General features: G+C 69.1%; 24 protein-coding genes and 1 pseudogene. 13 read left to right on the forward strand and 12 right to left on the reverse strand.

The features are described from left to right. Positions 1-48 precede the first annotated feature (48 nt). From E5198_RS07525 to E5198_RS07535, 3 genes are all read right to left on the reverse strand, one after another. Complete coding sequence (locus E5198_RS07525) at positions 49-567, reverse strand: hypothetical protein (protein ID WP_136489381.1); 519 nt, start codon at positions 565-567, stop codon at positions 49-51. A gap of 100 nt (positions 568-667) precedes the next feature. Beyond that, the gene (locus tag E5198_RS07530; protein WP_136489382.1) at positions 668-2,437 is read right to left on the reverse strand and encodes a sodium:solute symporter family protein; all 1,770 of its coding nucleotides are present in this window, start codon (positions 2,435-2,437) and stop codon (positions 668-670) included. 6 nt (positions 2,438-2,443) lie between these two features. Then, positions 2,444-2,704 carry a DUF4212 domain-containing protein gene (locus tag E5198_RS07535; protein WP_136489383.1) on the reverse strand — a complete coding sequence of 87 codons (261 nt, stop codon included), beginning with the start codon at positions 2,702-2,704 and terminating at the stop codon, positions 2,444-2,446. Between the two features lie 635 nt (positions 2,705-3,339). On the opposite strand from E5198_RS07535, the gene dbpA reads away from it, so the two are divergent. The 7 genes from dbpA to E5198_RS07570 all read left to right on the forward strand — a co-directional run bounded on the left by dbpA (position 3,340) and on the right by E5198_RS07570 (position 11,274). Continuing rightward, the gene (dbpA, locus tag E5198_RS07540; protein ID WP_256659009.1) at positions 3,340-4,716 is read left to right on the forward strand and encodes an ATP-dependent RNA helicase DbpA; all 1,377 of its coding nucleotides are present in this window, start codon (positions 3,340-3,342) and stop codon (positions 4,714-4,716) included. Positions 4,717-4,861: 145 nt separating this feature from the next. Continuing rightward, the gene (locus tag E5198_RS07545) at positions 4,862-6,778 is read left to right on the forward strand and encodes a diguanylate cyclase (RefSeq protein WP_136489385.1); all 1,917 of its coding nucleotides are present in this window, start codon (positions 4,862-4,864) and stop codon (positions 6,776-6,778) included. A gap of 115 nt (positions 6,779-6,893) precedes the next feature. Further along, the gene (gene yccS / locus E5198_RS07550) at positions 6,894-9,089 is read left to right on the forward strand and encodes a YccS family putative transporter (protein WP_136489386.1); all 2,196 of its coding nucleotides are present in this window, start codon (positions 6,894-6,896) and stop codon (positions 9,087-9,089) included. Between the two features lie 69 nt (positions 9,090-9,158). Further along, entirely contained in the window at positions 9,159-9,467 is a 309-nt protein-coding gene (locus E5198_RS07555; protein ID WP_136489387.1) for a YqjD family protein, read from the forward strand. Positions 9,468-9,471: 4 nt separating this feature from the next. Next, on the forward strand, positions 9,472-9,864 hold the full coding sequence (locus E5198_RS07560; protein ID WP_136489388.1) for a phage holin family protein: 393 nt from the start codon (positions 9,472-9,474) through the stop codon (positions 9,862-9,864). Beyond that, positions 9,861-10,211, forward strand: a complete 351-nt coding sequence (locus tag E5198_RS07565; protein WP_136489389.1) for a hypothetical protein — start codon at positions 9,861-9,863, stop codon at positions 10,209-10,211. Before E5198_RS07560 ends, E5198_RS07565 begins: the two co-directional genes overlap by 4 nt. 115 nt (positions 10,212-10,326) lie before the next feature. After that, positions 10,327-11,274, forward strand: coding sequence for a p-hydroxyphenylacetate 3-hydroxylase reductase component (locus tag E5198_RS07570; protein WP_136489390.1), 948 nt, complete (start codon positions 10,327-10,329; stop codon positions 11,272-11,274). Positions 11,275-11,286: 12 nt separating this feature from the next. Here E5198_RS07570 and E5198_RS07575 read toward each other — a convergent pair whose 3' ends face one another. Next, a complete protein-coding gene (locus E5198_RS07575) occupies positions 11,287-11,778 on the reverse strand; it encodes a M48 family metallopeptidase (RefSeq protein WP_136489391.1) in 492 nt (163 codons plus the stop codon). 59 nt (positions 11,779-11,837) lie between these two features. Next, positions 11,838-12,287, reverse strand: coding sequence for a hypothetical protein (locus tag E5198_RS07580; RefSeq protein WP_136489392.1), 450 nt, complete (start codon positions 12,285-12,287; stop codon positions 11,838-11,840). 168 nt (positions 12,288-12,455) lie between these two features. On the opposite strand from E5198_RS07580, the gene E5198_RS07585 reads away from it, so the two are divergent. Beyond that, on the forward strand, positions 12,456-12,797 hold the full coding sequence (locus E5198_RS07585) for an FKBP-type peptidyl-prolyl cis-trans isomerase (protein ID WP_136489393.1): 342 nt from the start codon (positions 12,456-12,458) through the stop codon (positions 12,795-12,797). 66 nt (positions 12,798-12,863) lie between these two features. On the opposite strand, the gene fba is transcribed toward E5198_RS07585, so the two are convergent. The 4 genes from fba to tkt all read right to left on the reverse strand — a co-directional run bounded on the left by fba (position 12,864) and on the right by tkt (position 18,494). Continuing rightward, complete coding sequence (gene fba, locus E5198_RS07590; protein ID WP_136489394.1) at positions 12,864-13,928, reverse strand: class II fructose-bisphosphate aldolase; 1,065 nt, start codon at positions 13,926-13,928, stop codon at positions 12,864-12,866. Between the two features lie 196 nt (positions 13,929-14,124). After that, on the reverse strand, positions 14,125-15,288 hold the full coding sequence (locus E5198_RS07595; RefSeq protein ID WP_136489395.1) for a phosphoglycerate kinase: 1,164 nt from the start codon (positions 15,286-15,288) through the stop codon (positions 14,125-14,127). A gap of 12 nt (positions 15,289-15,300) precedes the next feature. After that, positions 15,301-16,353 carry an erythrose-4-phosphate dehydrogenase gene (gene epd, locus E5198_RS07600; protein WP_136489396.1) on the reverse strand — a complete coding sequence of 351 codons (1,053 nt, stop codon included), beginning with the start codon at positions 16,351-16,353 and terminating at the stop codon, positions 15,301-15,303. A gap of 140 nt (positions 16,354-16,493) precedes the next feature. Next, complete coding sequence (gene tkt / locus E5198_RS07605; RefSeq protein WP_136489397.1) at positions 16,494-18,494, reverse strand: transketolase; 2,001 nt, start codon at positions 18,492-18,494, stop codon at positions 16,494-16,496. A gap of 192 nt (positions 18,495-18,686) precedes the next feature. Between tkt and E5198_RS07610 the strand changes: the two genes are divergently transcribed. Together E5198_RS07610 and metK are read left to right on the forward strand one after the other, a co-directional pair. Beyond that, the gene (locus E5198_RS07610) at positions 18,687-19,667 is read left to right on the forward strand and encodes a metalloregulator ArsR/SmtB family transcription factor (protein ID WP_136489398.1); all 981 of its coding nucleotides are present in this window, start codon (positions 18,687-18,689) and stop codon (positions 19,665-19,667) included. Between the two features lie 62 nt (positions 19,668-19,729). Further along, entirely contained in the window at positions 19,730-20,920 is a 1,191-nt protein-coding gene (gene metK, locus E5198_RS07615) for a methionine adenosyltransferase (protein WP_136489399.1), read from the forward strand. Positions 20,921-20,974: 54 nt separating this feature from the next. Here metK and E5198_RS07620 read toward each other — a convergent pair whose 3' ends face one another. Further along, positions 20,975-21,352, reverse strand: a complete 378-nt coding sequence (locus E5198_RS07620) for a BON domain-containing protein (protein ID WP_136489400.1) — start codon at positions 21,350-21,352, stop codon at positions 20,975-20,977. 229 nt (positions 21,353-21,581) lie between these two features. Here E5198_RS07620 and E5198_RS07625 point away from each other — a divergent pair, with 229 nt between their 5' ends. Then, a complete protein-coding gene (locus E5198_RS07625; RefSeq protein WP_136489401.1) occupies positions 21,582-22,034 on the forward strand; it encodes a thioesterase domain-containing protein in 453 nt (150 codons plus the stop codon). A gap of 112 nt (positions 22,035-22,146) precedes the next feature. On the opposite strand, the gene cysQ is transcribed toward E5198_RS07625, so the two are convergent. Together cysQ and nudE are read right to left on the reverse strand one after the other, a co-directional pair. Beyond that, positions 22,147-22,965: a 3'(2'),5'-bisphosphate nucleotidase CysQ gene (cysQ, locus tag E5198_RS07630; protein WP_136489402.1), complete on the reverse strand. Its 819-nt coding sequence runs from the start codon at positions 22,963-22,965 to the stop codon at positions 22,147-22,149. 8 nt (positions 22,966-22,973) lie between these two features. After that, entirely contained in the window at positions 22,974-23,540 is a 567-nt protein-coding gene (gene nudE, locus E5198_RS07635; protein WP_136489403.1) for an ADP compounds hydrolase NudE, read from the reverse strand. Positions 23,541-23,662: 122 nt separating this feature from the next. Here nudE and yrfG point away from each other — a divergent pair, with 122 nt between their 5' ends. Next, a complete protein-coding gene (gene yrfG / locus E5198_RS07640; RefSeq protein ID WP_136489404.1) occupies positions 23,663-24,334 on the forward strand; it encodes a GMP/IMP nucleotidase in 672 nt (223 codons plus the stop codon). A gap of 160 nt (positions 24,335-24,494) precedes the next feature. After that, a pseudogene (locus E5198_RS22330) lies at positions 24,495-24,671 on the forward strand (hypothetical protein); the annotation flags it as partial.

The following is a 24,671-nucleotide window of genomic DNA, read 5'->3' on the forward strand; positions in this document are numbered from 1 at the left end:
CCCCGGATGCATCGATTCGACCGGGGGCGCTAAGTCCGCAGCGGCCGCTCAGCCGTTGGCGGCACAGATGGCCCGATACAGCGGCGCGTCCTGCTCCAGCCTGGTCATGGTTTCGAACTTCGCCTGACCGGCCTCATTGAGCCTGAACATCGCCTGCTCGCTGCAGAGCAGCTGATAGGTGGCGCTGGTCACGGTGGACATCAGGTGCTGCTTCTCGAAGCGATACAGCACGAAACGGCCCATGCGCCCGCGACTGGTCTCCTCGATCTGCGCATTGGCGGAATCCAGCACCGTATAGGCCAGCGGCATCGGGAACAGGGCCGTCCAGGGGCGCCAGAGCATGTCGCCCTTTTCGCTCGAGACGATCACGGAACCTTCCGGCAGGCGCACCTGCTTGGCATCGAACCAGGTGTATTCATAGTGGATGGTATAGGAAAGCATCCCCAGACCCGCGAATGCCGGAATGATCCACTTCGGCAGCCGCTTGCGCGTCAGGCTGCGTAATACCAATGCGATTCCCGCACCCGCCAGGGCTGCGCAGATTGCGGCAATCAGATGCCAGATCATATATAGCCTCCTCAAAAAACATCGGGCCTCCAAATGGAAGCCCGATGTTTGCTTCAACCGTGGCTCAGATTATTAATCTGGCTTCTGGTCGCATTATTGCTTAGTGGCTGAGTGCGGCACCAGCACCCTTCGGAGTACGCACGCTCTCCACCAGATCCTGGACTGCCTTCGGCGGAGCCTCGGTAGCCAGCGACACGGCGTAGGCCACGGCGAAGTTGATGATCGCACCCACCGAACCGAAGGCCTGCGGGGAGATGCCGAACAGCCAGTTGTCCGGAGTGTTGGCGAAGGTCGCGGTGCCCGGAATGAAGAACCAGCCCAGGTACATGAAGATGTAGACGATGGTGACCAGCAGGCCGACAACCATGCCTGCGATCGCGCCCTTGTCGTTCACGCGCTTGGAGAAGATACCCATCATCAGGACCGGGAACAGGGTCGCTGCCGCCAGACCGAATGCCAGTGCCACTACCTGTGCCGCGAAGCCCGGAGGATTCAGACCCAGCCAGGTGGCCAGCAGGATCGATACCGCCATGGAGATCCGTGCGGCCTTCATTTCGTTCTCTTCGCTGATCTTCGGATTGATCAGGGTCTTGATCAGGTCATGACTCACGGCGGAAGAGATGGCCAGCAGCAGACCGGCAGCGGTGGACAGCGCAGCGGCGATGGCGCCCGCGGCGATCAGACCGATGACCCAGCCCGGCAGGTTGGCGATTTCCGGGTTGGCCAGCACGATGATGTCGTTGTTGACGGTCAGCTCGTTGCCGTTCCAGCCACGCTCCTGAGCGGTCGGGGTGAACTTGGCGTTGGCGTCGTTGTAGAACTGCACGCGGCCATCGCTGTTCTTGTCTTCCCACTTGATCAGACCGGTTTCTTCCCAGGTCTTCACCCACTCGGGACGCTCTTCGTAGGCCAGGGCCGGAGCCGAAGTACCCTGCGGATACACGGTGGTCATCAGGTTCAGGCGCGCCATGGAAGCCACGGCCGGAGCGGTGAGGTACAGCAGGGCGATGAAGATCAGGGTCCAGCCGGCGGACCAGCGGGCATCGGCCACCTTCGGCACGGTGAAGAAGCGGATGATGACGTGCGGCAGACCGGCGGTACCGATCATCAGCGACAGGGTGAACAGGATCATGTTCAGCTTGTTGTCGGCGTCGGCGGTGTAGGCGGCAAAGCCCAGATCGGTGACCACGGCATCCAGCTTGGCCAGCAGCGGCTCGCCGGACTCGACGTGGGTACCGATCATGCCCAGCGACGGAATCGGGTTGCCGGTCAGCTGGAAGGCGATGAACACCGCCGGGATGGTGTAGGCAACGATCAGCACCACGTACTGGGCCACCTGGGTGTAGGTGATGCCCTTCATGCCGCCGAATACCGCATAGGCGAACACCACGCCAGCGGCGATCCAGATACCGGCCGAGTTGCTCACTTCGAGGAAGCGGGAGAAGGCGATACCGGCACCGGCCATCTGGCCGATCACGTAGGTCAGGGAGATCAGCAGCAGGCTGATCACCGCCACCAGGCGCGCGCCACGGCTGTAGAAGCGGTCACCGATGAAGTCCGGTACGGTGAACTTGCCGAACTTGCGCAGGTAGGGCGCCAGCAGCATGGCCAGCAGCACGTAGCCACCGGTCCAGCCCATCAGGTAGACCGAGGTGGAGTAGCCGCCGGCAGCGATCAGACCGGCCATGGAAATGAAGGAAGCCGCGGACATCCAGTCGGCCGCAGTGGCCATGCCGTTGGTTACCGGATGCACGCCACCGCCGGCGACGTAGAACTCCTTGGTCGATCCGGCGCGAGCCCAGACCGCGATACCGAAGTAGAGCGCGAAGGATGCCCCTACGAACAGCATATTGATTACAAATTGGCTCATGCTGGCTTACTCCTCGACGCCGAATTCTTTGTCCAGCCTGTTCAGCCTCCACGCGTAGTGGAAGATGAGCGCGATGAACGTGATGATGGATCCCTGCTGAGCGAACCAGAAGCCCAGGTCCGCTCCGCCGACTGAAATACCCATCAGCATCGGGCGTAGAAGAATGCCGAAACCATATGAAACCAGAGCCCAGACCACCAGACTCCACGTGATAAGGCGAACGTTTGCCTTCCAGTACGCAGCAGAATTGCTCTTATCGTCTGCCATTACCTTTCTCCGTATTGTTTTTATTGCAGGTGAAAGAACCACATCCTGAATCTAACAAAGGGGCTGCGACAAAAGTAATCCCCGACTTTAGTCTGAAGCCCGTCCCAGACGCCTCCCGCTCCGCCGGCTCACGGCGATGGCGAGCCCCTCGACCGGGGGCGGCCGGACAGGTCATGCTGCGTTGTCCGGGGCATGTGCTCGACAAGCGCAATTCCCGGCACATCCCGCCAGGCTCCCGGGCTTGCCGCAGCGGCAAACCTCCGCACCCGGGATCAGCGGCAAGGCGCGGGCGTCGCGCCGGCCCCGGCAATCCCCGGCGATGGAAACGGCAATCCCGATTTCAGGCCCGGCTGATAGGCCGAGTGTGCTGGATGCCAGGGCAGCCACAGCAATATTTGGCGACAAATCAGCGTGCCGAAAGTCCCCTGCTCCGACGGCACCCTTTCGGCTCAGGAAAGAATTTATTCATTCACGACTGCGCACACCGGCAACCGAACGAGCGGATCGCGACAGCCGCAGGCACGACAGCGAAACCGGCATTGGACCCGATGCAAGAGCCACTCAACCGGCGCTCTGCGGCACCCACACGCCAACCTGCTAGACTGTCCGGCCTTGTTTCCATCCAGGCCCGCCCCGTGACCGACGCCTTCGCCACCCTGCCCCTGCCCGCCCCCCTGCTCGCCAGCCTGGATGCCCTCGGCTACCGGCAGATGACGCCGATCCAGGCGCACAGCCTGCCGATCATCCTCGCCGGGGGCGACCTGATCGCCCAGGCCAAGACCGGCAGCGGTAAGACCTGCGCCTTCGCCCTCGGCCTGCTGGCCCCGCTCAACCCGCGCTACTTCGGCTGTCAGGCGCTGGTGCTGTGCCCGACCCGCGAACTGGCCGACCAGGTGGCCAAGGAAATCCGCCTGCTGGCCCGCGGCCTGGACAACGTCAAGGTGCTGACCCTGTGCGGCGGCGTGCCCTTCGGCCCGCAGATCGGCTCGCTGGAGCACGGCGCGCACATCGTGGTCGGCACGCCGGGGCGGGTGCTCGAGCACCTCAACCGCGGCAGCCTCAGGCTCGACGGCCTCAACCGTCTGGTCCTCGACGAGGCCGACCGCATGCTCGACATGGGCTTCGTCGACGCCATCGCCGCGATCATCGAGCAGACCCCGGCGCGCCGGCAGACCCTGCTGTTCTCCGCCACCTATCCCGAGGGCATCGAACAACTGGCCGCGCGCTTCCTGCGCCAGCCGCAGCGGGTCGAGGTGGAGGCGCTGCACGACGACAGCCAGATCGAACAGCGCTTCTACGAGGTCGATCCCGCCCAGCGCCTGGACGCGGTGGCGCGCCTGCTGCTGCACTTCCGCCCGGCCTCCAGCGTGGTGTTCTGCCAGACCAAGGCGCAGTGCCAGGAAGTCGCGGCCGCGCTCAACGCGCGCAAGATCTCCGCGCTGGCCCTGCACGGCGACCTGGAGCAGCGCGAGCGCGACCAGGTGCTGGCGATGTTCGCCAACCAGAGCTGCTGCGTGCTGGTGGCCACCGACGTGGCCGCACGCGGGCTGGACATCGACACCGTGGAGGCGGTGATCAACTTCGAGCTGACCCGCGACCCGCAGGTGCACATCCACCGCATCGGCCGCAGCGGCCGCGCCGGCGCCAAGGGCCTGGCGCTGTCGCTGGTGGCGCCGAGCGAGGCCAGCCGCGCCAGCGCCATCGAGGCGCTGCAGCAGGCGCCGCTGAACTGGGCCAGGCTGGACAACCTCAAGCCGCTGGACGACGCGCGCCTGCTGCCGCCGATGACCACCCTGTGCATCAACGGCGGGCGCAAGGACAAGCTGCGCCCCGGCGACATCCTCGGCGCCCTCACCGGCGAAGACGGCCTGCCGGGCGCACGCATCGGCAAGATCGCCCTCTACGACTACAACGCCTACGTGGCGGTGGAGCGCGAGCTGGCCCGCGAGGCACTGCAGCGCCTGAGCGAACGCAAGGTCAAGGGCCGCCACTTCAAGGCGCGGATCCTCTGAGCCGCAGGCGCCGGCGGACGCCCGCGCCAGCCGACTGACGGCACCCCTGCCCGCGGCCGGCCGCGCCGCCAGTGGCTACAGTTGGAAGACGGCCGCGTGCCAGCCAGGCACGCGGGCGACTGTCCACGGAATTCGCGAGGCTCCCATGCCACAGGACTCCAGCCGGCACCGCGTGCAGGCAACGCGGCGGGCTGCCCGCGGCACGGTCGCGGCGCGGGTCCTGCTGCTCGCCCTGCTGACACTGTTCGCCCTGGCGGTGCGCGGCGAAGAGGCCAGGCCGCTGCTGCGCCTCGACGGCCACGAGCGGGCCCTCGACCTGTACCCCTACCTCGCCCTGTACCGCACGACCGACGATGTCCGGCCGGGCGACCCGGCGCCGCCGCTGCAGGCGCACTTCCAGCCGCTGCTCCGGCGCAGCGAGCTCAACCTCGGCTACACCGCGGACCGCGTCTGGCTGCGCCTGGAGCTGCAGTCGCAGGCCGCGCAGCCCGCCGAGTGGCGCATCGCCTTCAGCTATCCGGCGCTCGATCGCATCGAGCTGTTCAGCCTGGGCGCGGACGGCCTGCAGCGGCAGAGCGCCGGCGACAGCCTGCCGCGCACGCAACGCAGCCTCGACCATCGCGCGCCGCTGTTCGCCGTGCACCTGGCGCCCGGCGAGCGGCGCACCCTGTACTTCCTGGCGCACAGCTCGGGCAGCCTGTCCCTCGATGCCCGCCTGTGGACGGCGGCAGCCTTCCTGCACGACAACCAGAACGCCAGCCTGCTGCTGGCCCTGTACTTCGGCACCCTGCTGGGTCTGGCCGGCTACAACCTGCTGCTGTTCCTCGCCCTGCGCGAGCGCAGCTTCCTGCTCTACGTGCTGTTCGCCGCCAGCGGCGGCCTGGCCATGCTCGCCCTCACCGGCCTCGGCGCCCAGTACCTGTGGCCGCAGGGCGGCGCCTGGGGCACCCGCGCCCTGCCCTGCTTCCTCGGCCTGGCCAACCTCGGCGCCATCCTGTTCAGCCGCAGCTTCCTCGACAGCGCACGTCATGTGCCACGCTGGCATCGCCTGCTGAACATCGCCCTCGCCGTGCAGCTGCCGATCACCCTCGCCACCCTGCTGCTCGCCGCCCCGCTGATGCTGCAGGTGCTGGCCCACGCCAGCCTGGCCAACATCGTCCTGCTGCTCGGCTGCGGCCTGGCCTGTGCGCGCCGCCAGGTGCCGGCGGCGCGGGTGTTCGTCGCCGCCGGGCTGATGCTGCTGGGCGGCTCGCTGCTGCTGGCGCTGCGCAACTTCGGCGTGGCGGCGTCCAACGCCTTCACCGTCAACGCCCTGCTGCTCGGCTCGGCGCTGGAGCTGCTGCTGCTGTCCTTCGGCCTCGCGCAGCGCCTCAGCGTGCTGCGCCAGCGCCAGGCCGACGCCACCCTCGACGCCCAGCAGCAGGACCTGCGCGCCCTGCAGGAGCAGGAGCGGATCCTCGAGCAGCGGGTGGCCGAGCGCACCGAGGCGCTGGCCGCCGCCAACGAACGCCTGCGCGAGCTGGCGCTGCAGGACCCGCTCACCGGCCTGGCCAACCGCACGGCCATGCGCCAGCACCTCGAGCAGGCCTGGCAGCGCGCGCGCCGGCGCCGCGAGATGCTCGCGCTGATCCTCCTCGACCTCGACGGCTTCAAGCCGGTCAACGACTGCCACGGCCACGAGACCGGCGACCGGCTGCTGGTCCAGGTCGCTCACCGCCTGCAGGCCAGCGCGCGCAGCAGCGACCTGGTGGCGCGCCTGGGCGGCGACGAGTTCGTGCTGGTCTGCGAGGGTATCGGCAGCGAACTGCAGGCCGAGCAACTGGCCGGGCGCATCCTCGAGGAACTGGCCCGGCCCTTCCGCCTCGACGGCGTGGAGATCCGCATCGGCGCCAGCATCGGCATCAGCTTCGGCCTCGGCTGCCAGTGCTGCGAGGACCTGCTGCGCGAGGCCGACCAGGCCATGTACCGGGCCAAGGCCGCCGGGCGCAACTGCATGCACCTGGGGCGCCGCCTGGCCGAGGGCGAGACGCTGGACGAGCCGGCGGCGCCGGACGAGCTGTGAACGCCACCCGGCCGGGCCGGAGCTGCACCGCGCCGGGCGGCTGTGTTTAGAATGCTCGCCAAGCGGTCGCCGGCCCGGCCGGTTCCGCGCCCGCCCCTTGCCTGCAGGACGCTCCATGCCCGCCACCTCGCTCCGCCACTCCCTGCGCCGCCTGTGGGCGCTGGACAAGTTCAGCTACAGCCTGCGGGTGCTGGTCGCCCTCACCGGCAGCATGGCGCTGTGCTGGACCCTGGGCAGCATGGAGCTGCTGATCCCGCTGTTCCTCGGCATTGTCGCCAGCGCCCTGGCCGAGACCGACGACAGCTGGCGCGGCCGCCTGCGCGCGCTGCTGGTGACCCTGGCGTGCTTCGCCACGGCGGCCTTCGCCGTCGAGCTGCTGTTCCCCTATCCCTGGCTGTTCGTCGCCGCCCTGGCGCTGTCGACCTTCGCCCTGACCATGCTCGGCGCGGTCGGCGAGCGCTACGGCACCATCGCCTCGGCCACCCTGATCCTGTCCATCTACACCATGATCGGCGTCGACCAGCGCGGCGGCGAGGTCGCCGACCTGTGGCGCGAGCCGCTGCTGCTGGTCGCCGGCGCCGCCTGGTACGGCGCGCTCTCGGTGCTCTGGCAGGCGCTGTTCAGCCAGCAGCCGGTGCAGCAGGCGCTGGCCCGGGTGTTCCGCGAGCTGGACCAGTACCTGCGCCTGAAGGCGGCGCTGTTCGAGCCGGTGCGCGAGCTGGACGTCGAGCGCCGGCGCCTGGAGCTGGCGCAGCAGAACGGCCGCCTGGTGGCGGCGCTCAACGCGGCCAAGGAAATCATCCTGCACCGCGTCGGCAAGGGCCGCGCCAACCCGCAGGTCAGCCGCTACCTGAAGCTGTACTTCCTCGCCCAGGACATCCACGAACGCGCCAGCTCCTCACACTACCCCTATACCGCGCTGGCCGAGGCGTTCTTCCACAGCGACGTGCTGTTCCGCTGCCGCCTGCTGCTGCGCCAGCAGGGCAAGGCCTGCCGAGCGCTGGCCCGGGCCATCGAGCTGCGCCAGCCATTCGAGTACCAGCGCGCCAGCGCCCAGGCCCGCGACGACCTCGAGGCCTCGCTGGCCTACCTGCAGGCGCAGGACAACCCGCAGTGGCGCGAGCTGCTGCGCGCCCTGCGCGCGCTGGCCGACAACCTCGGCACCCTCGAGCGCCTGCTCGGCGCGGCGAGCAACCCGGATACCCTGGCCGAGGAGCAGGACAGCACCCTGCACGACCGCGACCCGCACAGCCTCGCCGAGGTCTGGCAGCGCCTGCGCCTGCAGCTCACCCCCACCGCCCTGCTGTTCCGCCACGCCCTGCGCCTGGCCGCGGCGCTGGCCGCCGGCTACGGCGTGCTGCACGCCATCCATCCGACCCAGGGCTACTGGATCCTGCTGACCACCGTGTTCGTCTGCCAGCCCAGCTACGGCGCCACGCGCACCAAGCTGGTCCAGCGCATCGGCGGCACCATGCTGGGCCTGCTGGCCGGCTGGGCGCTGTTCGACCTGTTCCCCGGCGCGCTGGTGCAGTCGCTGATCGCGGTGGCCGCCGGAGTGGTGTTCTTCGCCACCCGCGCCAGCCGCTACACCCTGGCCACCGCGGCGATCACCCTGATGGTGCTGTTCTGCTTCAACCAGGTCGGCGACGGCTACGGGCTGATCTGGCCGCGGCTGGTCGACACCCTGCTCGGCAGCCTGATCGCCGGCCTCGCCGTGTTCCTGATCCTCCCCGACTGGCAGGGCCGCCGCCTGCCCAGCGTGATGGCCAGCACCCTGCACAGCCATGCCAGCTACCTGCGGCAGATCCTCCAGCAGTACGCCAGCGGCAAGCGCGACGACCTCGCCTACCGCCTGGCCCGGCGCAACGCGCACAACGCCGACGCCGCGCTGGCCGCCTGCCTGGCCAGCATGCGCCTGGAGCCGGGCCACTTCCGCCGCGAGGCGGACGTGGGCTTTCGTGGCCTGGCGCTGTCGCACACCCTGCTCGGCTACCTGTCGGCGCTCGGCGCGCATCGCCCCGGCCAGCCCCTCGAACTGCACGGCAGCCTGGTCGAGCAGGCCGCCGCCCACCTGACCGCCAGCCTCGAGAGCATCGCCCGCGGGCTGCAGGCGCGCCAGGCGCCGGAGGCGCCGCCGCGCGACGAGGAGGCGCTGGCCCGCGAGCTGGAGCAGCTGCCGGAGGACGGCGACGAACGCCAGCGCCTGCTGCGCACCGAACTGGCGCTGATCTGCCGCCAACTCCAGCCGCTGCGAGAACTGGCGGCGCGCCTGCTGCGCCCGGGCGAGGACGCACGACCAGCGGCGGCCTGAAGGGCGGCCCGGGAGAATTCCGCGCTGGCGTCCTACACTCAGGGTTCACCCACCCGAGGAGAGCCGTCCATGGCCCGTAAAAACCCCTCCATGGATCCACTGCTCGCCGACTTCCAGGCGCTGGTTCAGGACACCGAGAAGCTGCTGCAGCAGTCGGCCAGCCTGGCCGGCGACCAGGCCGAAGGGCTGCGCGAACAGCTCAGGAGCAGCCTCGCCCGCGCCCGCAGCAGCCTGCAGGTCGGCGAGGAGTCGATGAACAAGTGCTGCAAGGCCGGCGTCGAGGCGACCGAGCACTACGTGCAGGCGCATCCCCTGCAGTCGCTCGGCCTGTGTGCCGGCATCGGCTTCCTGCTCGGCATGCTGATCGCCCGGCGCTGAAGCGATGAGCGCGGGAACGCAGGACGCCCCCGCCAACGACGCCGGCAGCTCGGCGCTGCGCGGAGCAGGAGCCGCCGCCCTCGGCCTGCTGCACGGGCACCTCGAGCTGCTGGGCATCGAGCTGCAGGAACAGAAGGCCGCCAGCCTGCGCCAGCTGCTGTGCGCCGGCCTGGCCCTGGTGTTCGGCCTGCTCCTGCTGTTCGCCCTCAGCGTGCTGGTGCTGCTGCTGTGCTGGGACAGCTATCGCCTGGAGGCGACCGTCGCCCTGTGCCTGTTCCACGGGCTGGGCTGCCTGCTGGCGCTGTGGCGCCTGCGCGTCGCCCTGTGCCGGCAGGCCTCCCCCTTCAGCGCCAGCCTCGAAGAGCTGGCGCGCGACCGCGAGCAACTGCTGCCATGATCCCGCCACGCCTGCCGGAACACACCTCCCCGCAACAGATGCGCAAGGCGCTGGTACGCATGCGCCTGGAGCTGCACCGTCAGCAGCTGCACTATGAGAGCCTGCGCCTGACCCAGCCACTGCAGCAGGTGCGCGCCTGGCAACAGCGCCTGAACCTGCGGCATGCGTCGTTGTGGGGACTGGCCGGAGTCACCCTGCTCGGCTTCCTCGGCGGCCGCGGCACCGGCGGCCTGCGCCACTGGCTGCGCCAGGCCGGGCCCTACGTGCCGCTGCTGGTCAGCGCGCTGCGCCTGTTCGGCTCGCCGCGCAAGCACAGCCCGTCGCCGCCAGGCCCGCCCTCGCCCTGAGTAGTTTGGGCGCCCCGGCATACATGCTCGCTGGTCCTGCCCGCCAGGCCGCCCTAGACTGAATCTCACAAGTGCCCGCAGGCGCGCCCCAGACGCCACGACCGGAGAGTCCGCGATGACCACCAGCAGTGAAACCGCCTTCGACCCCCGCGTGTTCCGCCGCGCGCTGGGCAACTTCGCCACCGGCGTCACCATAGTCACCGCGCGCAGCCCGAGCGGCGAGCAGGTCGGCGTCACCGCCAACAGCTTCAACTCGGTATCGCTCGACCCGCCGCTGATTCTCTGGAGCATCGACAAGCGCTCGGCCAGCCACGCGGTGTTCGAGGCCGCCAGCCACTTCACGGTGAACATCCTCGCCGCCGACCAGATCGAGCTGTCCAACCACTTCGCCCGCCCGCAGGAGGACAAGTTCGCCGGGATCGGCTACGAAGCGGGCCTCGGCGGCGCGCCGCTGCTGCCCGACTGCGCCGCGCGCTTCCAGTGCGAGCGCCACCAGCAGGTGGACGGCGGCGACCACTGGATCCTGATCGGCAAGGTGGTGGCCTTCGACGACTTCGGCCGCTCGCCGCTGCTCTACCACCAGGGCGCCTACTCGATGGTCCTGCCGCACCCGCGCGCGCCGCGCAGGAGCGACCCGAACGCCGCGCCGGCCCCGGCGATGCACGGCCGGCTGATGGGCAGCAACCTGTTCTACCTGATGATCCAGGCGGTCAACGCCTACCAGGCCAGCTACGCGCCCAAGCAGCTGTCCACCGGCCTGAGCACCAGCGAGGCACGCATGCTGATGGTGCTGGAGGACAGCGCCCAGCTCGACCTGGTCGCCCTGCAGCGCGAGGTAGCGATGCCGACCCGCGAGATCAAGGAGGCGCTGGCCAACCTGCGGCAGAAGGGCCTGGTGAGCGAGAGCGCGGCCGGCCACGCGCTGACCGAGGCCGGCCGCGCGCAGACCGAGGCGCTGTGGGACATCTCGCGGCGCCAGCAGGAGGCGGTGTTCGCCGGGGTCAGCGCCGAGGACCTCGAGGCCTTCAAGAAGGTGCTGAAGGTTGTGATGGCGGCACAGTAAGCGCGGCCTGTCTCAGCCCAGCTCGCGCCAGGTCAGGTACAGGCGCAGGTCGAACTCCAGCTGCTGGTAGCCCGGCAGCATGTGCTCGCAGAGCTGGTAGAACGCCTTGTTGTGGTCGAACTCGCGCAGGTGCGCCAGCTCGTGGACCACGATCATGTCGAGGAACTCGGGCGCCGCGTCGCGGAACAGCGCGGCCACGCGAATCTCCTTCTTCGCCCTGAGCTTGCCGCCCTGCACCCGCGAGACCGCGGTGTGCAGGCCGAGGGCGTTACGCACCACGTCGAGCTTGCTGTCGTAGAGCACCTTGTCGATCCCCGGCGCGTTGCGCAGGAAGCGCTGCTTGCGCTCCATCACGTAGGCGTACAGCGCCTTGTCACTCTGCACCACATGGCGCTCGGGATAGCGCTTGGCCAGGTAGTCGCCGAGGCGCTCTTCGGCGATCAGCCGGCGCACCTGCTCCTGCAGATGGGGCGGGTAGGCGGCGAGGTATTTGAGCGGGGTCATCGGGCGGCTCTGGACGGAAGAACAGTCGGCATTCTACCCGCTGCCCGGCCCCGTTGCGCTCAGCCCGCCGCCTCGCCAGCCGCGCCGGGCGACAGCCGCCGCGCCAGGAAGTACTGGCCGGCGCCCAGGGAGAACAGGTTGGCCAGGGTCATGAACAGGCCGGCGCGATTGAGCACCCCGCTGCCGACGACGTCCTGCAGACAGAACAGCAGCAGGACGCCACTGCCGGCCGCCTGGAACCAGCGCCAGCGCCGAAAGGCCTGCCGGCGCCGGCCGAGGACCAGGGCGAAGCTCAGCAGCGGCGCGAGGAAGATCGACACCACCAGCAGATGCACGGGCAGCGCCTGCAGCCGGCCGCCGCCGGCGAGCACCAGCAACGACAGGCCCATCGCCGCGCCATACAGCAGATTCAGCCAGCGATACAGGGCATAGCCGGCCGGCTCCGGCGGCACCGCGGGCGGGACGGCCACCGGCGAGCGCGGCGGGGCGTAGGGATTGAACTCATCCATGAGTACGGACCTGGTGGCGGAGGTGCCGCGACTATAGCGCCGGACGCGGCGCTGGCGCAGCCACGGCAGGCCGCCGGCAACCCGCCCGGAACTTGCGCGACCGCGCATTTCCTGCGAAAACGCCGCACCCTGCCGGCCACGACCGGCGCAGCCAGCGAGAGACGAGCGATGAGCGAGCAACTGCAGATCGAGGACATCCGGCCGGGCGACGGCAAGGCCGTGGTCAAGGGCGCCCTGATCACCACCCAGTACACCGGCTGGCTGGAGGACGGCACCGAGTTCGACTCCTCCTACGCCAAGGGCCGCCCGTTCCAGTGCGTGATCGGCACAGGCCGGGTGATCAAGGGCTGGGACCAGGGGCTGATGGGCATGCAGGTCGGCGGCAAGCGCAGGCTGTTCGTGCCGGCGCACCTGGCCTACGGCGAGCGGCAGATCGGCGCGCACATCAAGCCCAACTCCAACCTGATCTTCGAGATCGAGCTGCTGGAAGTGCTGACCCGCGACGACTGAACCCCGGACAGCACAAGGCCCGCACGCGGCGGGCCTTGTGGGACTACTAGAAGCGAACGCGCCGGATCAGTTGACCTTGGCGGCCAGCTCGCCCTTGGCGTAGCGCTGGAACATGCCTTCCAGGGAGATCGGCTTGATCTTCGAAGCATTGCCGGCGGTGCCGAAGGCTTCGTAGCGGGCGATGCAGATGTCGCGCATGGCTTCGATGGTCTTGGCGAAGAACTTGCGCGGGTCGAACTCGCTCGGCTGCTCGGCCATCATGCGGCGCATGGCGCCGGTGGAGGCCAGGCGCAGGTCGGTGTCGATGTTGACCTTGCGCACGCCGTGCTTGATGCCCTCGACGATCTCCTCGACCGGCACGCCGTAGGTTTCCTTGATGTCGCCGCCGTACTGGTTGATGATCGCCAGCCACTCCTGCGGCACCGAGCTGGAGCCGTGCATCACCAGGTGGGTGTTGGGGATGCGCTTGTGGATTTCCTTGATGCGCTCGATGGCCAGCACGTCGCCGGTCGGCGGCTTGGTGAACTTGTAGGCGCCGTGGCTGGTGCCGATGGCGATGGCCAGGGCGTCGACCTGGGTGGCCTTGACGAAGGCCGCCGCTTCTTCCGGATCGGTGAGCATCTGGCTGTGGTCGAGGGTGCCCTCGGCGCCGACGCCGTCTTCCTCACCGGCCTGGCCGGTTTCCAGGCTGCCCAGGCAGCCCAGCTCGCCTTCCACCGACACGCCGCAGGCGTGGGCCATGGCCACGGTCTGCTGGGTCACGCGCACGTTGTAGTCGTAGTCGGCCGGGGTCTTGCCGTCGGCCATCAGCGAGCCGTCCATCATCACCGAGCTGAAGCCCAGCTGGATCGAGCGCTGGCAGACGTCCGGGCTGGTGCCGTGGTCCTGGTGCATGCACACCGGAATGTGCGGGAATTCCTCGATGGCGGCGAGGATCAGGTGGCGCAGGAAGGGCGCGCCGGCGTACTTGCGGGCGCCGGCGGAAGCCTGGACGATCACCGGGGAGTCGGTCTTGTCGGCCGCTTCCATGATGGCGCGCATCTGCTCGAGGTTGTTGACGTTGAAGGCCGGCACGCCGTAGCCGTATTCGGCGGCGTGGTCCAGCAGCTGGCGCATGCTGATAAGTGCCATCTGTGTAGCTCCCAGTAAGGGTCGTTTGATCGGTGCCCAGCCTGCCGCAGGGGCAGGTCGGGCGCAATATGCTGGCGGACGATCGTTGCCACGCTCCCGCGTGGCAATGCATCCCCGGACGCTCCGGCGTCCATGCACCGGGACGCCGAGCGTCCCGGGCGCAGCTCCCACGCCGGAGCGTGGGAGCCATCAGGCATCAGGCCTTGGCGCGCTCTTCCAGCACCGCCACGGCCGGCAGGACCTTGCCCTCGACGAACTCGAGGAAGGCGCCGCCGCCGGTGGAGATGTAGGAGATGCGCTCGGCCACGCCGTACTTGTCGATGGCCGCCAGGGTGTCGCCGCCGCCGGCGATGGAGAACGCCGGGCTCTCGGCGATGGCCTGGGCCAGCACCTTGGTGCCGTTGCCGAACTGGTCGAACTCGAACACGCCGACCGGGCCGTTCCACAGGATGGTCTGCGAGGCCTTGAGCATCTCGCCGAACATGGCGGCGGTCTGCGGGCCGATGTCGAGGATCATGTCGTCGTCGGCCACGTCGCCGATCAGTTTGACCGTCGCTTCGGCGGTTTCGGCGAACTCCTTGGCGACCACCACGTCGACCGGCAGCGGCACGGCGACCTTGGCGGCGATGGCCTTGGCGGTGTCCAGCAGGTCGGCTTCATGCAGCGACTTGCCGACCTTGTAGCCGGCGGCGGCGAGGAAGGTGTTGGCGATGCCGCCGCCGACGATCAGCTGGTCGCAGATCTCGGCCAGCGAGTTGAGCACGTCGAGCTTGGTGGAGACCTTGGAGCCGGCGACGATGGCGACCATCGGCCGGGCCGGCTTGTCGAGGGCCTTGCCCAGGGCGTCCAGCTCGGCGGCCAGCAGCGGGCCGGCGGCGGCGACCTTGGCGAACTTGGCCACACCGTGGGTCGAGCCCTCGGCGCGGTGGGCGGTGCCGAAGGCGTCCATGACGAACACGTCGCACAGCGCGGCGTACTGCTGCGCCAGCTCGTCGCTGTTCTTCTTCTCGCCCTTGTTGAAGCGCACGTTCTCGAACAGCACGACCTGGCCCGGCTGCACGTCGACGCCGCCCAGGTAGTCGCTGACCAGCGGCACTTCGCGGCCGAGGGCCTTGGACAGGTAGTCGGCGACCGGCTGCAGGCTGTTCTCGGCGGAGAACTCGCCCTCGGTCGGACGACCCAGGTGCGAGCAGACCATGACCGCCGCGCCCTTCTCCAGCGCCAGCTTGATGGTCGGCAGGGAGGCGACGATGCGCGCGTCGCTCTTGACCACGCCGTCCTTCACCGGAACGTTGAGGTCTTCGCGGATCAGCACGCGCTTGCCGGCGAGATCCAGGTCGGTCATCTTCAAAACAGTCATGGGCTCAGTCCTTTACATGGGCTGTGGGCGATGGGCGACGCGCAGGAAGTGTTCCGCCACGTCGAGCATGCGGTTGGCAAAGCCCCACTCGTTGTCGAACCAGGCCAGCAGGTTGACCAGCCGCGGGCCGGAAACCAGGGTCTGGCTGCCATCGACGATGGCCGAGTGGGGATCGTGGTTGAAGTCGCAGCTGGCGTGGGGCAGCTCGGTGTAGGCCACCAGGCCCTGCAGCGGGCCGCTTTCGGCGGCCTCGCGCAGCACGCGGTTGATCTCGGCCACGCTGGTGTCGCGGCGGGTCTGCAGGGTGATGTCCAGGCAGGACACGTTGACCGTCGGCACGCGGATCGCCTTGGCCTTGACCCGCCCGGTGAGCTCGGGGAGCAGGCGCTCGATGCCGCGGGCCAGGCCGGTCGACACCGGGATCACCGACTGGAACGCCGAGCGGGTGCGGCGCAGGTCCTCGTGGTGGTAGGCGTCGATCACCGGCTGGTCGTTCATCGCCGAGTGGATGGTGGTGATGGTCACGTAGTCGAGACCGACCGCCTCGTCGAGCAGCTTGAGCAGCGGCACGCTGCAGTTGGTGGTGCAGGAGGCGTTGGACAGCAGCCGCTCGGCGCCGCTCAGGCTGGCCTGGTTGACGCCGTAGACGATGGTGGCGTCGACGTCCTGCTCGCTGGCCATCGGCTGCGAGAACAGCACCCGCGGCGCCCCGGCAGCGAGGAAGCGTTCGCCGTCGGCGCGGCTGTGGTAGACGCCCGAGCACTCCAGCACCAGGTCGACGCCCAGTGCGGCCCAGTCGATGCCCTCCGGCGTCGCCTGGCGCAGCACCTTCACGCAGTCGCCGTTGAGGTGCAGGCAGTCGCCGGCGACCTTCACCTCGCCGGGGAAGCGGCCGTGGGTGGAGTCGAAGCGGGTCAGGTACTCGATGCTGGCCTGGTCGGCCAGATCGTTGAGGGCGACGATTTCCAGGCCGGCATCCGCGCCGCGCTCGTAGAGGGCGCGCAGCACGCAGCGGCCGATGCGGCCGTAGCCGTTGAGGGCGACTTTGTAGGGACGGTTGGGCATGGGATCTCGCAGTGTCTGTCGCTCGGCTCGGGGGAGCACCTCGTAGGGTGCGCCATGCGCACCACAGACGAACCGGCGGTGCGCACGGCGCACCCTACCCGAGGATCGGTGGATGGCCGCAGCCATCCACCCTGACGGCATCAGTCTTCCAGCAGCTCTTCGGCGGTGGCCAGCACGTTGTCGAGGGTGAAGCCGAACTCCTCGAACAGCTGCCCGGCCGGCGCGGATTCGCCGAAGGTGGTCATGCCGATGATGCGGCCTTCCAGGCCGACGTACTTGTACCAGAAGTCGGCATGCGCGGCCTCGATGGCGATGCGCGCCGACACTTCCAGCGGCAGCACGGCCTGCTTCCAGGCGGCGTCCTGCTGGTCGAACACGTTGGTCGACGGCATCGACACCACGCGCACCTGGCGGCCCTGGGCGGTCAGCGCCTCGAAGGCCTGCACGGCCAGGCCGACTTCCGAGCCGGTGGCGATCAGGATCAGTTCCGGCTCGCCGGCGCAGTCCTTCAGGACATAACCACCACGGGCGATATCGGCGATCTGCTGCTCGCTGCGCGCCTGGTGCGGCAGGTTCTGGCGACTGAACACCAGCGCCGACGGACCGTCGTTGCGCTCGATGGCGTACTTCCAGGCCACCGCCGATTCCACGGCGTCGGCCGGGCGCCAGCAGTCGAGGTTCGGGGTGCCGCGCAGGCTGGCCAGTTGCTCGATCGGCTGGTGGGTCGGACCGTCCTCGCCCAGACCGATGGAGTCGTGGGTGAACACGTAGAGCACGCGCTGCTTCATCAGCGCCGACATGCGCACGGCGTTGCGCGCGTATTCCATGAAGATCAGGAAGGTGGCGCCGTAGGGGATGAAGCCGCCGTGCAGGGCGACGCCGTTCATGATCGCGCTCATGCCGAACTCGCGCACGCCGTAGTGCACGTAGTTGCCGCCGGCGTCGTCATGGGCCAGGCCCTTGCAGCCCTTCCACAGGGTCAGGTTGGAGCCGGCCAGGTCCGCCGAGCCGCCGAGGAACTCGGGCAGCAGCGGGCCGAAGGCGTTGAGGGTGTTCTGGCTGGCCTTGCGGCTGGCGATGGTCTCGCCCTTGGCGGCGACTTCCGCCACGTAGGCGGCGGCCTTCTCGGCGAAGTCGGCGGGCAGCTCGCCGGCCAGGCGGCGCTGGAACTCGGCGGCCAGTTCCGGGAACTCGGCGGCGTAGGCGGCGAAGCGCTCGTTCCAGGCGGCCTCGCGGGCAGCGCCGGCCTCTTTCGCGTCCCACTCGGCCTGGATGTCGGCGGGGATTTCGAACGGGCCATGGTTCCAGCCGAGCTGGGCACGGGTGGCGGCGATCTCGGCATCGCCCAGCGGCGCGCCGTGGCACTCTTCCTTGCCGCCCTTGTTCGGCGAGCCGAAGCCGATCACGGTCTTGCAGCAGATCAGGGTCGGACGCTCGGTCTCGGCGCGGGCGGTCTCGATGGCCATCTTGATCTCGTCGGCGTCGTGGCCGTCGACGTTGCGGATCACCTGCCAGCCGTAGGCCTCGAAGCGCGCCGGAGTGTCGTCGGTGAACCAGCCCTCGACCTCGCCGTCGATGGAGATGCCGTTGTCGTCGTAGAAGGCGACCAGCTTGCCCAGGCCCAGGGTGCCGGCCAGCGAGCAGACTTCGTGGCTGATGCCTTCCATCATGCAGCCGTCGCCGAGGAACACGTAGGTGTGGTGGTCGACGATGTCGTGGCCCGGACGGTTGAACTGCGCGCCCAGCACCTTCTCGGCGATGGCGAAGCCGACGGCGTTGGCGATGCCCTGGCCGAGCGGGCCGGTGGTGGTCTCCACGCCCGGGGTGTAGCCGTATTCCGGGTGGCCCGGGGTGCGGCTGTGCAGCTGGCGGAAGTTCTTCAGGTCGTCGATCGACAGGTCGTAGCCGGTCAGGTGCAGCAGCGAGTAGATCAGCATCGAGCCGTGGCCGTTGGACAGCACGAAGCGGTCGCGGTCGGCCCACTGCGGGTTCTGCGGGTTGTGCTTGAGGAAGTCGCGCCACAGCACTTCGGCGATGTCCGCCATGCCCATGGGTGCGCCGGGATGGCCGCTGTTGGCTTTCTGCACGGCATCCATGCTGAGGGCACGAATGGCATTGGCTCGGTCACGACGGCTGGGCATCGCTGGTCTCCTGCAGGGGGGCTTGACGAAAAAAGGCCGCCATTTTCGCCCACAGGCGGGGGAACGGGCAATCACAGATGGTCGATCCGCGCGAATCGGTCCGCCGTCCGCAGCGTGATCGAGCGCCAATATCAAAACTTTTTGATACAGGCATTGCGCCACCGCGACGCGCCGACTAGACTTCGCCCCCTTATGAGTACGCAGCCCGCCTTCCGCCACGCCCCGAGCGAGCAACTGGCCGCCCTGTGCAAGGCCGCCGGCGACCCGCTGCGCCTGAGCGTGCTGCGCGCGCTGGCCAGCGACTCGTTCGGCGTACTGGAGCTGGCGCAGATCTTCGCCATGCGCCAGTCGGGGATCAGCCATCACCTCAAGGTGCTGGCCCAGGCCGGCCTGGTGGCCACCCGCCGCGAGGGCACCGCGATCTTCTACCGCCGCGCCCTGGCGCACGGCGGCGAGACCGGCAGCGCGCTGCACGCGGCGCTGCTCGAGGAAGTGGACGAACTGCAGCTGCCGGACGCGGTGCAGGCGCGCATCGCCGAGGTGCAGGCGCAGCGCGCCGCCGCGGCGCACGACTTCTTCGCCCGCACCGTGGAGAAGTTCCGCGCCCAGCAGGACCTGATCGCCGGCCTGCCGCAGTACCGCGACAGCCTGCTGGCTCTGCTCGACGCCCTGCACTTTCCGCTCAGCGCCACGGCGCTGGAGGTCGGTCCCGGCGACGGCGCCTTCCTGCCCGAGCTGGCGCGGCGCTTCGCCGCCGTCACCGCGCTGGACAGCAGCCCGGCGATGCTCGAGCTGGCCCGCCAGCGCTGCCAGGCCGAGGGACTGGCCAACGTCGAGCTGAAGCTGGCCGACGCGCTGCATGACGAACAGGCGCCGGCCGACTGCGTGGTGCTGAACATGGTGCTGCACCACTTCGCCGAGCCGGCCGCGGCGATGCGCCAGCTGGCGCGGCTGGTCAGGCCGGGCGGCAGCCTGCTGCTGACCGAGCTGTGCAGCCATGCCCAGGGCTGGGCGCGCGAGGCGTGCGGCGATCTGTGGCTGGGCTTCGATCAGGACGAGCTGGCGCGCTGGGCCGCCGAGGCGGGCCTGGAGAGCGGCGAGAGCCTCTATCTGGGCCTGCGCAACGGTTTCCAGATCCAGGTACGGCACTTCGCCCGCCCGGATCGGAATTGAACACTGCTGTATGACACGGCCGCGAGGCCGACTCACCCACCGGTAATAACAGGAACCGATAGATGAGCGAATATTCCCTTTTCACCTCCGAGTCCGTGTCCGAAGGCCATCCGGACAAGATCGCCGACCAGATCTCCGATGCCGTGCTTGACGCCATCATCGCCGAGGACAAGCACGCCCGCGTGGCCTGCGAGACCCTGGTGAAGACCGGCGTGGCCATCGTCGCCGGCGAGATCACCACCAGTGCCTGGATCGACCTCGAGCAGCTGGTGCGCGACGTGATCGTCGACATCGGCTACAACAGCTCCGACGTCGGCTACGACGGCGCCACCTGCGGCATCGTCAACATCATCGGCAAGCAGTCCCCGGACATCAACCAGGGCGTCGACCGCGCCAAGCCGGAAGACCAGGGCGCCGGCGACCAGGGCCTGATGTTCGGCTACGCCAGCAACGAGACCGACGTGCTGATGCCGGCGCCGATCTGCTTCTCCCACCGTCTGGTCGAGCGCCAGGCCGAGGCGCGCAAGAGCGGCCTGCTGCCGTGGCTGCGCCCGGACGCCAAGTCGCAGGTCACCTGCCGCTACGAGAACGGCAAGGTGGTCGGCATCGACGCGGTGGTGCTGTCCACCCAGCACAGCCCGGAGATCAGCCAGAGCGACCTGCAGGAAGCGGTGATGGAGCTGATCATCAAGCACACCCTGCCGGCCGAGCTGCTGCACAAGGACACCCAGTTCCACATCAACCCGACCGGCCAGTTCATCATCGGCGGCCCGGTGGGCGACTGCGGCCTGACCGGCCGCAAGATCATCGTCGACTCCTACGGCGGCATGGCCCGCCACGGTGGCGGCGCCTTCTCCGGCAAGGATCCGTCCAAGGTCGACCGCTCGGCCGCCTACGCCGGCCGCTACGTGGCCAAGAACATCGTCGCCGCCGGCCTGGCCGAGCGCTGCGAGATCCAGGTGTCCTACGCCATCGGCGTGGCTCAGCCGACCTCCATCTCGATCAACACCTTCGGCACCAACAAGGTCAGCGAAGACACCATCATCAAGCTGGTCCGCGAGGTCTTCGACCTGCGTCCGTACGCGATCACCAAAATGCTCGACCTGCTGCACCCGATGTACCGTCCGACCGCGGCCTACGGCCACTTCGGCCGCACCCCGGTGGAGATGACCGTCGGCGACGACACCTTCACCGCCTTCACCTGGGAGAAGACCGACAAGGCCGAGGCGCTGCGCGCCGCTGCCGGTCTGTAATTCCTCCGCAGCACGAAAAAGCCCCGCCAGCGCACGCTGGCGGGGCTTTTTTCATCAGGGCGTGTCGCCACCATGAGGCCCCCGGATCCGTTCCCGGCGCCTGGCGATCTCGACCTCGTGGTCGGCGCCTTCCTCGGCATTGCCCGCTTCGGGCAGATGGCCGGGAGCGACCATCCAGATTTCCAGCTGCTGGGCATCCACCTCGCTGACGCCGTGCACCGCACGGGCCAGCTCGATGGCCTGCTCGCACAGTCGGTGCGATTCGACCCGCCCGCTCAGGGTCACCACCCCGGCATGGGTCCTGACGTGGATGTGCTGACCACGGGTCGGCCTGGCCATTTCCAGGGCGGACTTCACCCTGGCGGTGAGCCAGAGGTCGTGAACCGCCATCCCCAGGTCGTGCGAGTACTGATTGAAGGAATGCATTTTCATGGCGAGTACCTCCGCAGGTACGTTCAGCCCCGCCCGGCAGCAACGGCAGCAGACTCGCCTCGCCGCCCTGCAGGCGCCGGCATCCGTTCACTATACTCCCGCTGGAAACGCTGGCATCTGCGGCCAGCCACCAGCCGATGACCGGCCGAAGCGGCAGCGCGATTGCACTGGCCGCCGCGACGCAGGATCATTGGCCACCTGTTGTCAGCGCACCTGGATCCCCCCGGACATGCATCCCGACTGCCAATACCTGCAAGACCTCCTCCACCGCGACATCCCGCTGACCCGCGCCATGCAGCTGCGCGTGGCCGGCTGGGAGAACCACGAACTGCGCCTGGCCATGCCGCTGGCGCCCAACGTCAACCACACCGGCAGCATGTTCGGCGGCAGCCTGTACAGCATCAGCGTGCTGGCCGGCTGGGGCTGGCTGACCCTGCGCCTGCGCGAGGCCGGCATCGACGACGGCCACATCGTGATCAAGGGCGGACAGATCGACTACCCGCTGCCGGTGGTCGAGGAGGCCGTGGCGATCTGCGCCGCGCCTGCCGAGGAAGACTGGAAGAAGTTCGAGACCCTGTACCGCCGCCGCGGCCGCGCACGCCTGTACCTGGACATCCGCATCCCCGCACCGAGCGGCGAGACGGCGGTGCATCTGCATGGGGAGTACGTGCTGCACAAGTAGGCAGCGCCCGAACCCAGGGCTCTGGGTGCGCATGGCGCACCCTACGGCTAAGCAGCGCGGCGGTACGACGCAGGGTGCGCCATGCGCACCGATGAGCTTAGATGCCCCGCACTCAATCCAGCGCCAGGGCCAGCTGCAGCAGTTCCTCGCGCCACTCCGCGGCCTGCGGCAGGGCGAGGAAGTGCGGGTTGAGGTAGTCCTCGCGCGCCGGGTAGGCCAGCGGCCGGCCGTGCAGGTCGAGCACCTCGCCGCCGGCGCCTTCCAGCACGCCCTGCGCCGCCGCGGTGTCCCACTGCGAGGTGGGCGCCAGACGCGGATAGCAGTCGGCGCTGCCCTCGGCGAGCAGGCAGAACTTCAGCGAGCTGCCGACGCTGGCCAGCGCCAGGTCGCCGAAGCGCGCGCTCAGGCCGGCGAGCAGACGCTCCTGGGCCGGGCTGGAATGGCGGCGGCTGGCGACCACGGTGAAGGCCTCGGGCGGGGCGATGCGCACGCCGATCGGCTGCTCGCCGGCATCGTCCCGGCGCCAGGCGCCGAGGCCGGCGCCGCCGTAGTAGCACAGCCCGCGCGCGGGTACGCCGACCACGCCGAACAGCACCCGGCCCTGCTCGACCAGCGCCACGTTGACGGTGAACTCCGGGCTGCCGGCGATGAATTCCTTGGTGCCGTCCAGCGGGTCGACCAGCCACCAGCGCGACCAGTGGCGACGCACCGCCAGGCCGATCTCGCAGTCTTCCTCGGACAGTACCGGGATATCGCTCGCCAGCCGCGCCAGACCGTCGGCCAGCAGGCGGTGGGCGGCCAGGTCGGCGGCGGTCACCGGCGAGGCGTCGGCCTTGATCTCGATGGCCACGTCGTCGCGCCAGAACGGCAGGGTCGCGGCGCCGGCCTGGCGCACCAGCTCGACCACGGCGGGCAGCAGCGGATGAGTCATGGTCGGGCTCACGGCTGGTAGTCGCCGCGCTGGGTCAGCAGGTCGCGCACCAGGTACAGTGCCGCCAGGGCGCGCCCCTCGCTGAAGTTGTCGGCCATCGCCAGACGCGAGATGTCGCGCAGGCTGAAGCGCTCGACGCGGATCGCCTCCGGCTCGTCGCCGGGCAGGCGCTCGGGATAGAGGTCGCGGGCCAGCACCACCTGGATGCGCTGGCTCATGTAGCCCGGCGACAGCGACAGGCCGGTGATGTGCTCGAGCTGGCGGGCGCCGAAGCCGGCCTCCTCCTTCAGCTCGCGGTTGGCCGCCGCCAGCACGTCCTCGCCCGGCTCGATCAGCCCCTTGGGCAGCGACAGCTCGTAGCCATCGGTACCGGCGCAGTACTCCTCGATCAGCAGCACGGTCTCGGCGTCCTCCATGGCCACCACCATCACCGCCCCGTAGCCCAGCCCGCGACTGAGCAGCCGCTCGTAGGTGCGCTCGACGCCGTTGCTGAAGCGCAGCTGCAGCTCCTCGACGGTGAACAGGCGGCTCTTGGCCACGATGGCGCGGGCGAGAACATCGGGTTTCTGGCGCATAAGCTGGACTCCTTGGCGTGGCCGACACGTTATCATAACGCGCCCTTTTTTCGACTCCCGGCAGAATGCCGCGCCGCCCGGCGGCTGCAGCGGCTGCCGCCCAGCCCGAGCCGCCCGCCCCCATGCCCCAGCTGCCCTGGAACCAGATCGACACCGTCCTGCTCGACATGGACGGCACCCTGCTCGACCTGCACTTCGACAACCATTTCTGGCTGCACCACCTGCCGCAGCGCTACGCCGACAAGCACGGCATCGCCCTCGAGGCCGCGCTGGCCGAGCTGCTGCCGCTGTTCCAGCAGCATGCCGGCCAGCTGAGCTGGTACTGCCTGGACTTCTGGAGCCGCGAGCTGGCGCTGCCGGTGCGCGCGCTGAAGGAGGAGATCGCCCACCTGATCGCCCTGCGCCCGGACGCCGACCGCTTCCTCGCCGCCCTGCGCGCCGCCGGCAAGCGCGTGGCGCTGATCACCAACGCCCACCGCGATTCGCTGTCGCTGAAGCTGGAGCGGGTCGAGCTGGCGCCATTCTTCGACCGCCTGATCAGCTCCCACGACTACGGCTTCCCCAAGGAGGACCAGCAGTTCTGGTTCGCCCTGCAGCAGGACTTCGGCTTCGACCCGGCGCGCAGCCTGTTCATCGACGACAGCCTGCCGATCCTGCGCAGCGCCCGCCAGTACGGCATCGCCCACCTGCTCGGCGTGCGCCAGCCGGACAGCCGCGGCGCGCCCAAGGACACCGAGGAGTTCGCCGCCGTCGACAGCTATCTGGCGTTGTGCACGGGGCTGCCCGCGACCTGAGCAAGAGCCCTCTGACCGGGGCATATCCGGCAAAGTTCCCGATAAAAGGCGGCAATGTGCGGAATTTTGCAAAACGCTGCCGCCCATCGGAACGGCTCTTGCCAAATGCCTCGTGCCTGCGCAGGATCGGCGCCGACATCCCCACGGAGTGATAGCCGCGATGAAATACGCCCCCCTCTTCCTGTTGTCCCTGACCCTGGTCGGCAGCTCCGCCTGGGCGGCCGACGGCAATGGCACCGCAGCCGTCGGCGGCGCCCTCGGCGGGGTGCTCGGCTCGGTGGTCGGCCAGGCGGTCGGCGGCAGCACCGGCGCAGCCATCGGCGCCGGCGTCGGCGGC

Source organism: Pseudomonas sp. A-1 (assembly GCF_004801855.1).
Lineage (GTDB): Bacteria > Pseudomonadota > Gammaproteobacteria > Pseudomonadales > Pseudomonadaceae > Geopseudomonas.

Excerpts from the sequence above, each read along its gene's own strand:
- E5198_RS07620 (WP_136489400.1), bottom strand. The coding sequence starts at position 21,352 with ATGAAAATGCATTCCTTCAATCAGTACTCGCACGACCTGGGGATGGCG.
- yccS (WP_136489386.1), top strand. The coding sequence starts at position 6,894 with ATGCCCGCCACCTCGCTCCGCCACTCCCTGCGCCGCCTGTGGGCGCTG.
- E5198_RS07575 (WP_136489391.1), bottom strand. The coding sequence starts at position 11,778 with ATGACCCCGCTCAAATACCTCGCCGCCTACCCGCCCCATCTGCAGGAG.
- epd (WP_136489396.1), bottom strand. The coding sequence starts at position 16,353 with ATGCCCAACCGTCCCTACAAAGTCGCCCTCAACGGCTACGGCCGCATC.
- E5198_RS07535 (WP_136489383.1), bottom strand. The coding sequence starts at position 2,704 with ATGGCAGACGATAAGAGCAATTCTGCTGCGTACTGGAAGGCAAACGTT.
- yrfG (WP_136489404.1), top strand. The coding sequence starts at position 23,663 with ATGCCCCAGCTGCCCTGGAACCAGATCGACACCGTCCTGCTCGACATG.
- cysQ (WP_136489402.1), bottom strand. The coding sequence starts at position 22,965 with ATGACTCATCCGCTGCTGCCCGCCGTGGTCGAGCTGGTGCGCCAGGCC.
- E5198_RS07555 (WP_136489387.1), top strand. The coding sequence starts at position 9,159 with ATGGCCCGTAAAAACCCCTCCATGGATCCACTGCTCGCCGACTTCCAG.
- E5198_RS07565 (WP_136489389.1), top strand. The coding sequence starts at position 9,861 with ATGATCCCGCCACGCCTGCCGGAACACACCTCCCCGCAACAGATGCGC.
- E5198_RS07560 (WP_136489388.1), top strand. The coding sequence starts at position 9,472 with ATGAGCGCGGGAACGCAGGACGCCCCCGCCAACGACGCCGGCAGCTCG.
- tkt (WP_136489397.1), bottom strand. The coding sequence starts at position 18,494 with ATGCCCAGCCGTCGTGACCGAGCCAATGCCATTCGTGCCCTCAGCATG.
- E5198_RS07525 (WP_136489381.1), bottom strand. The coding sequence starts at position 567 with ATGATCTGGCATCTGATTGCCGCAATCTGCGCAGCCCTGGCGGGTGCG.
- metK (WP_136489399.1), top strand. The coding sequence starts at position 19,730 with ATGAGCGAATATTCCCTTTTCACCTCCGAGTCCGTGTCCGAAGGCCAT.
- E5198_RS07570 (WP_136489390.1), top strand. The coding sequence starts at position 10,327 with ATGACCACCAGCAGTGAAACCGCCTTCGACCCCCGCGTGTTCCGCCGC.
- E5198_RS07595 (WP_136489395.1), bottom strand. The coding sequence starts at position 15,288 with ATGACTGTTTTGAAGATGACCGACCTGGATCTCGCCGGCAAGCGCGTG.
- fba (WP_136489394.1), bottom strand. The coding sequence starts at position 13,928 with ATGGCACTTATCAGCATGCGCCAGCTGCTGGACCACGCCGCCGAATAC.
- nudE (WP_136489403.1), bottom strand. The coding sequence starts at position 23,540 with ATGCGCCAGAAACCCGATGTTCTCGCCCGCGCCATCGTGGCCAAGAGC.
- E5198_RS07580 (WP_136489392.1), bottom strand. The coding sequence starts at position 12,287 with ATGGATGAGTTCAATCCCTACGCCCCGCCGCGCTCGCCGGTGGCCGTC.
- E5198_RS07585 (WP_136489393.1), top strand. The coding sequence starts at position 12,456 with ATGAGCGAGCAACTGCAGATCGAGGACATCCGGCCGGGCGACGGCAAG.
- E5198_RS07625 (WP_136489401.1), top strand. The coding sequence starts at position 21,582 with ATGCATCCCGACTGCCAATACCTGCAAGACCTCCTCCACCGCGACATC.
- E5198_RS07545 (WP_136489385.1), top strand. The coding sequence starts at position 4,862 with ATGCCACAGGACTCCAGCCGGCACCGCGTGCAGGCAACGCGGCGGGCT.
- E5198_RS07610 (WP_136489398.1), top strand. The coding sequence starts at position 18,687 with ATGAGTACGCAGCCCGCCTTCCGCCACGCCCCGAGCGAGCAACTGGCC.
- E5198_RS07530 (WP_136489382.1), bottom strand. The coding sequence starts at position 2,437 with ATGAGCCAATTTGTAATCAATATGCTGTTCGTAGGGGCATCCTTCGCG.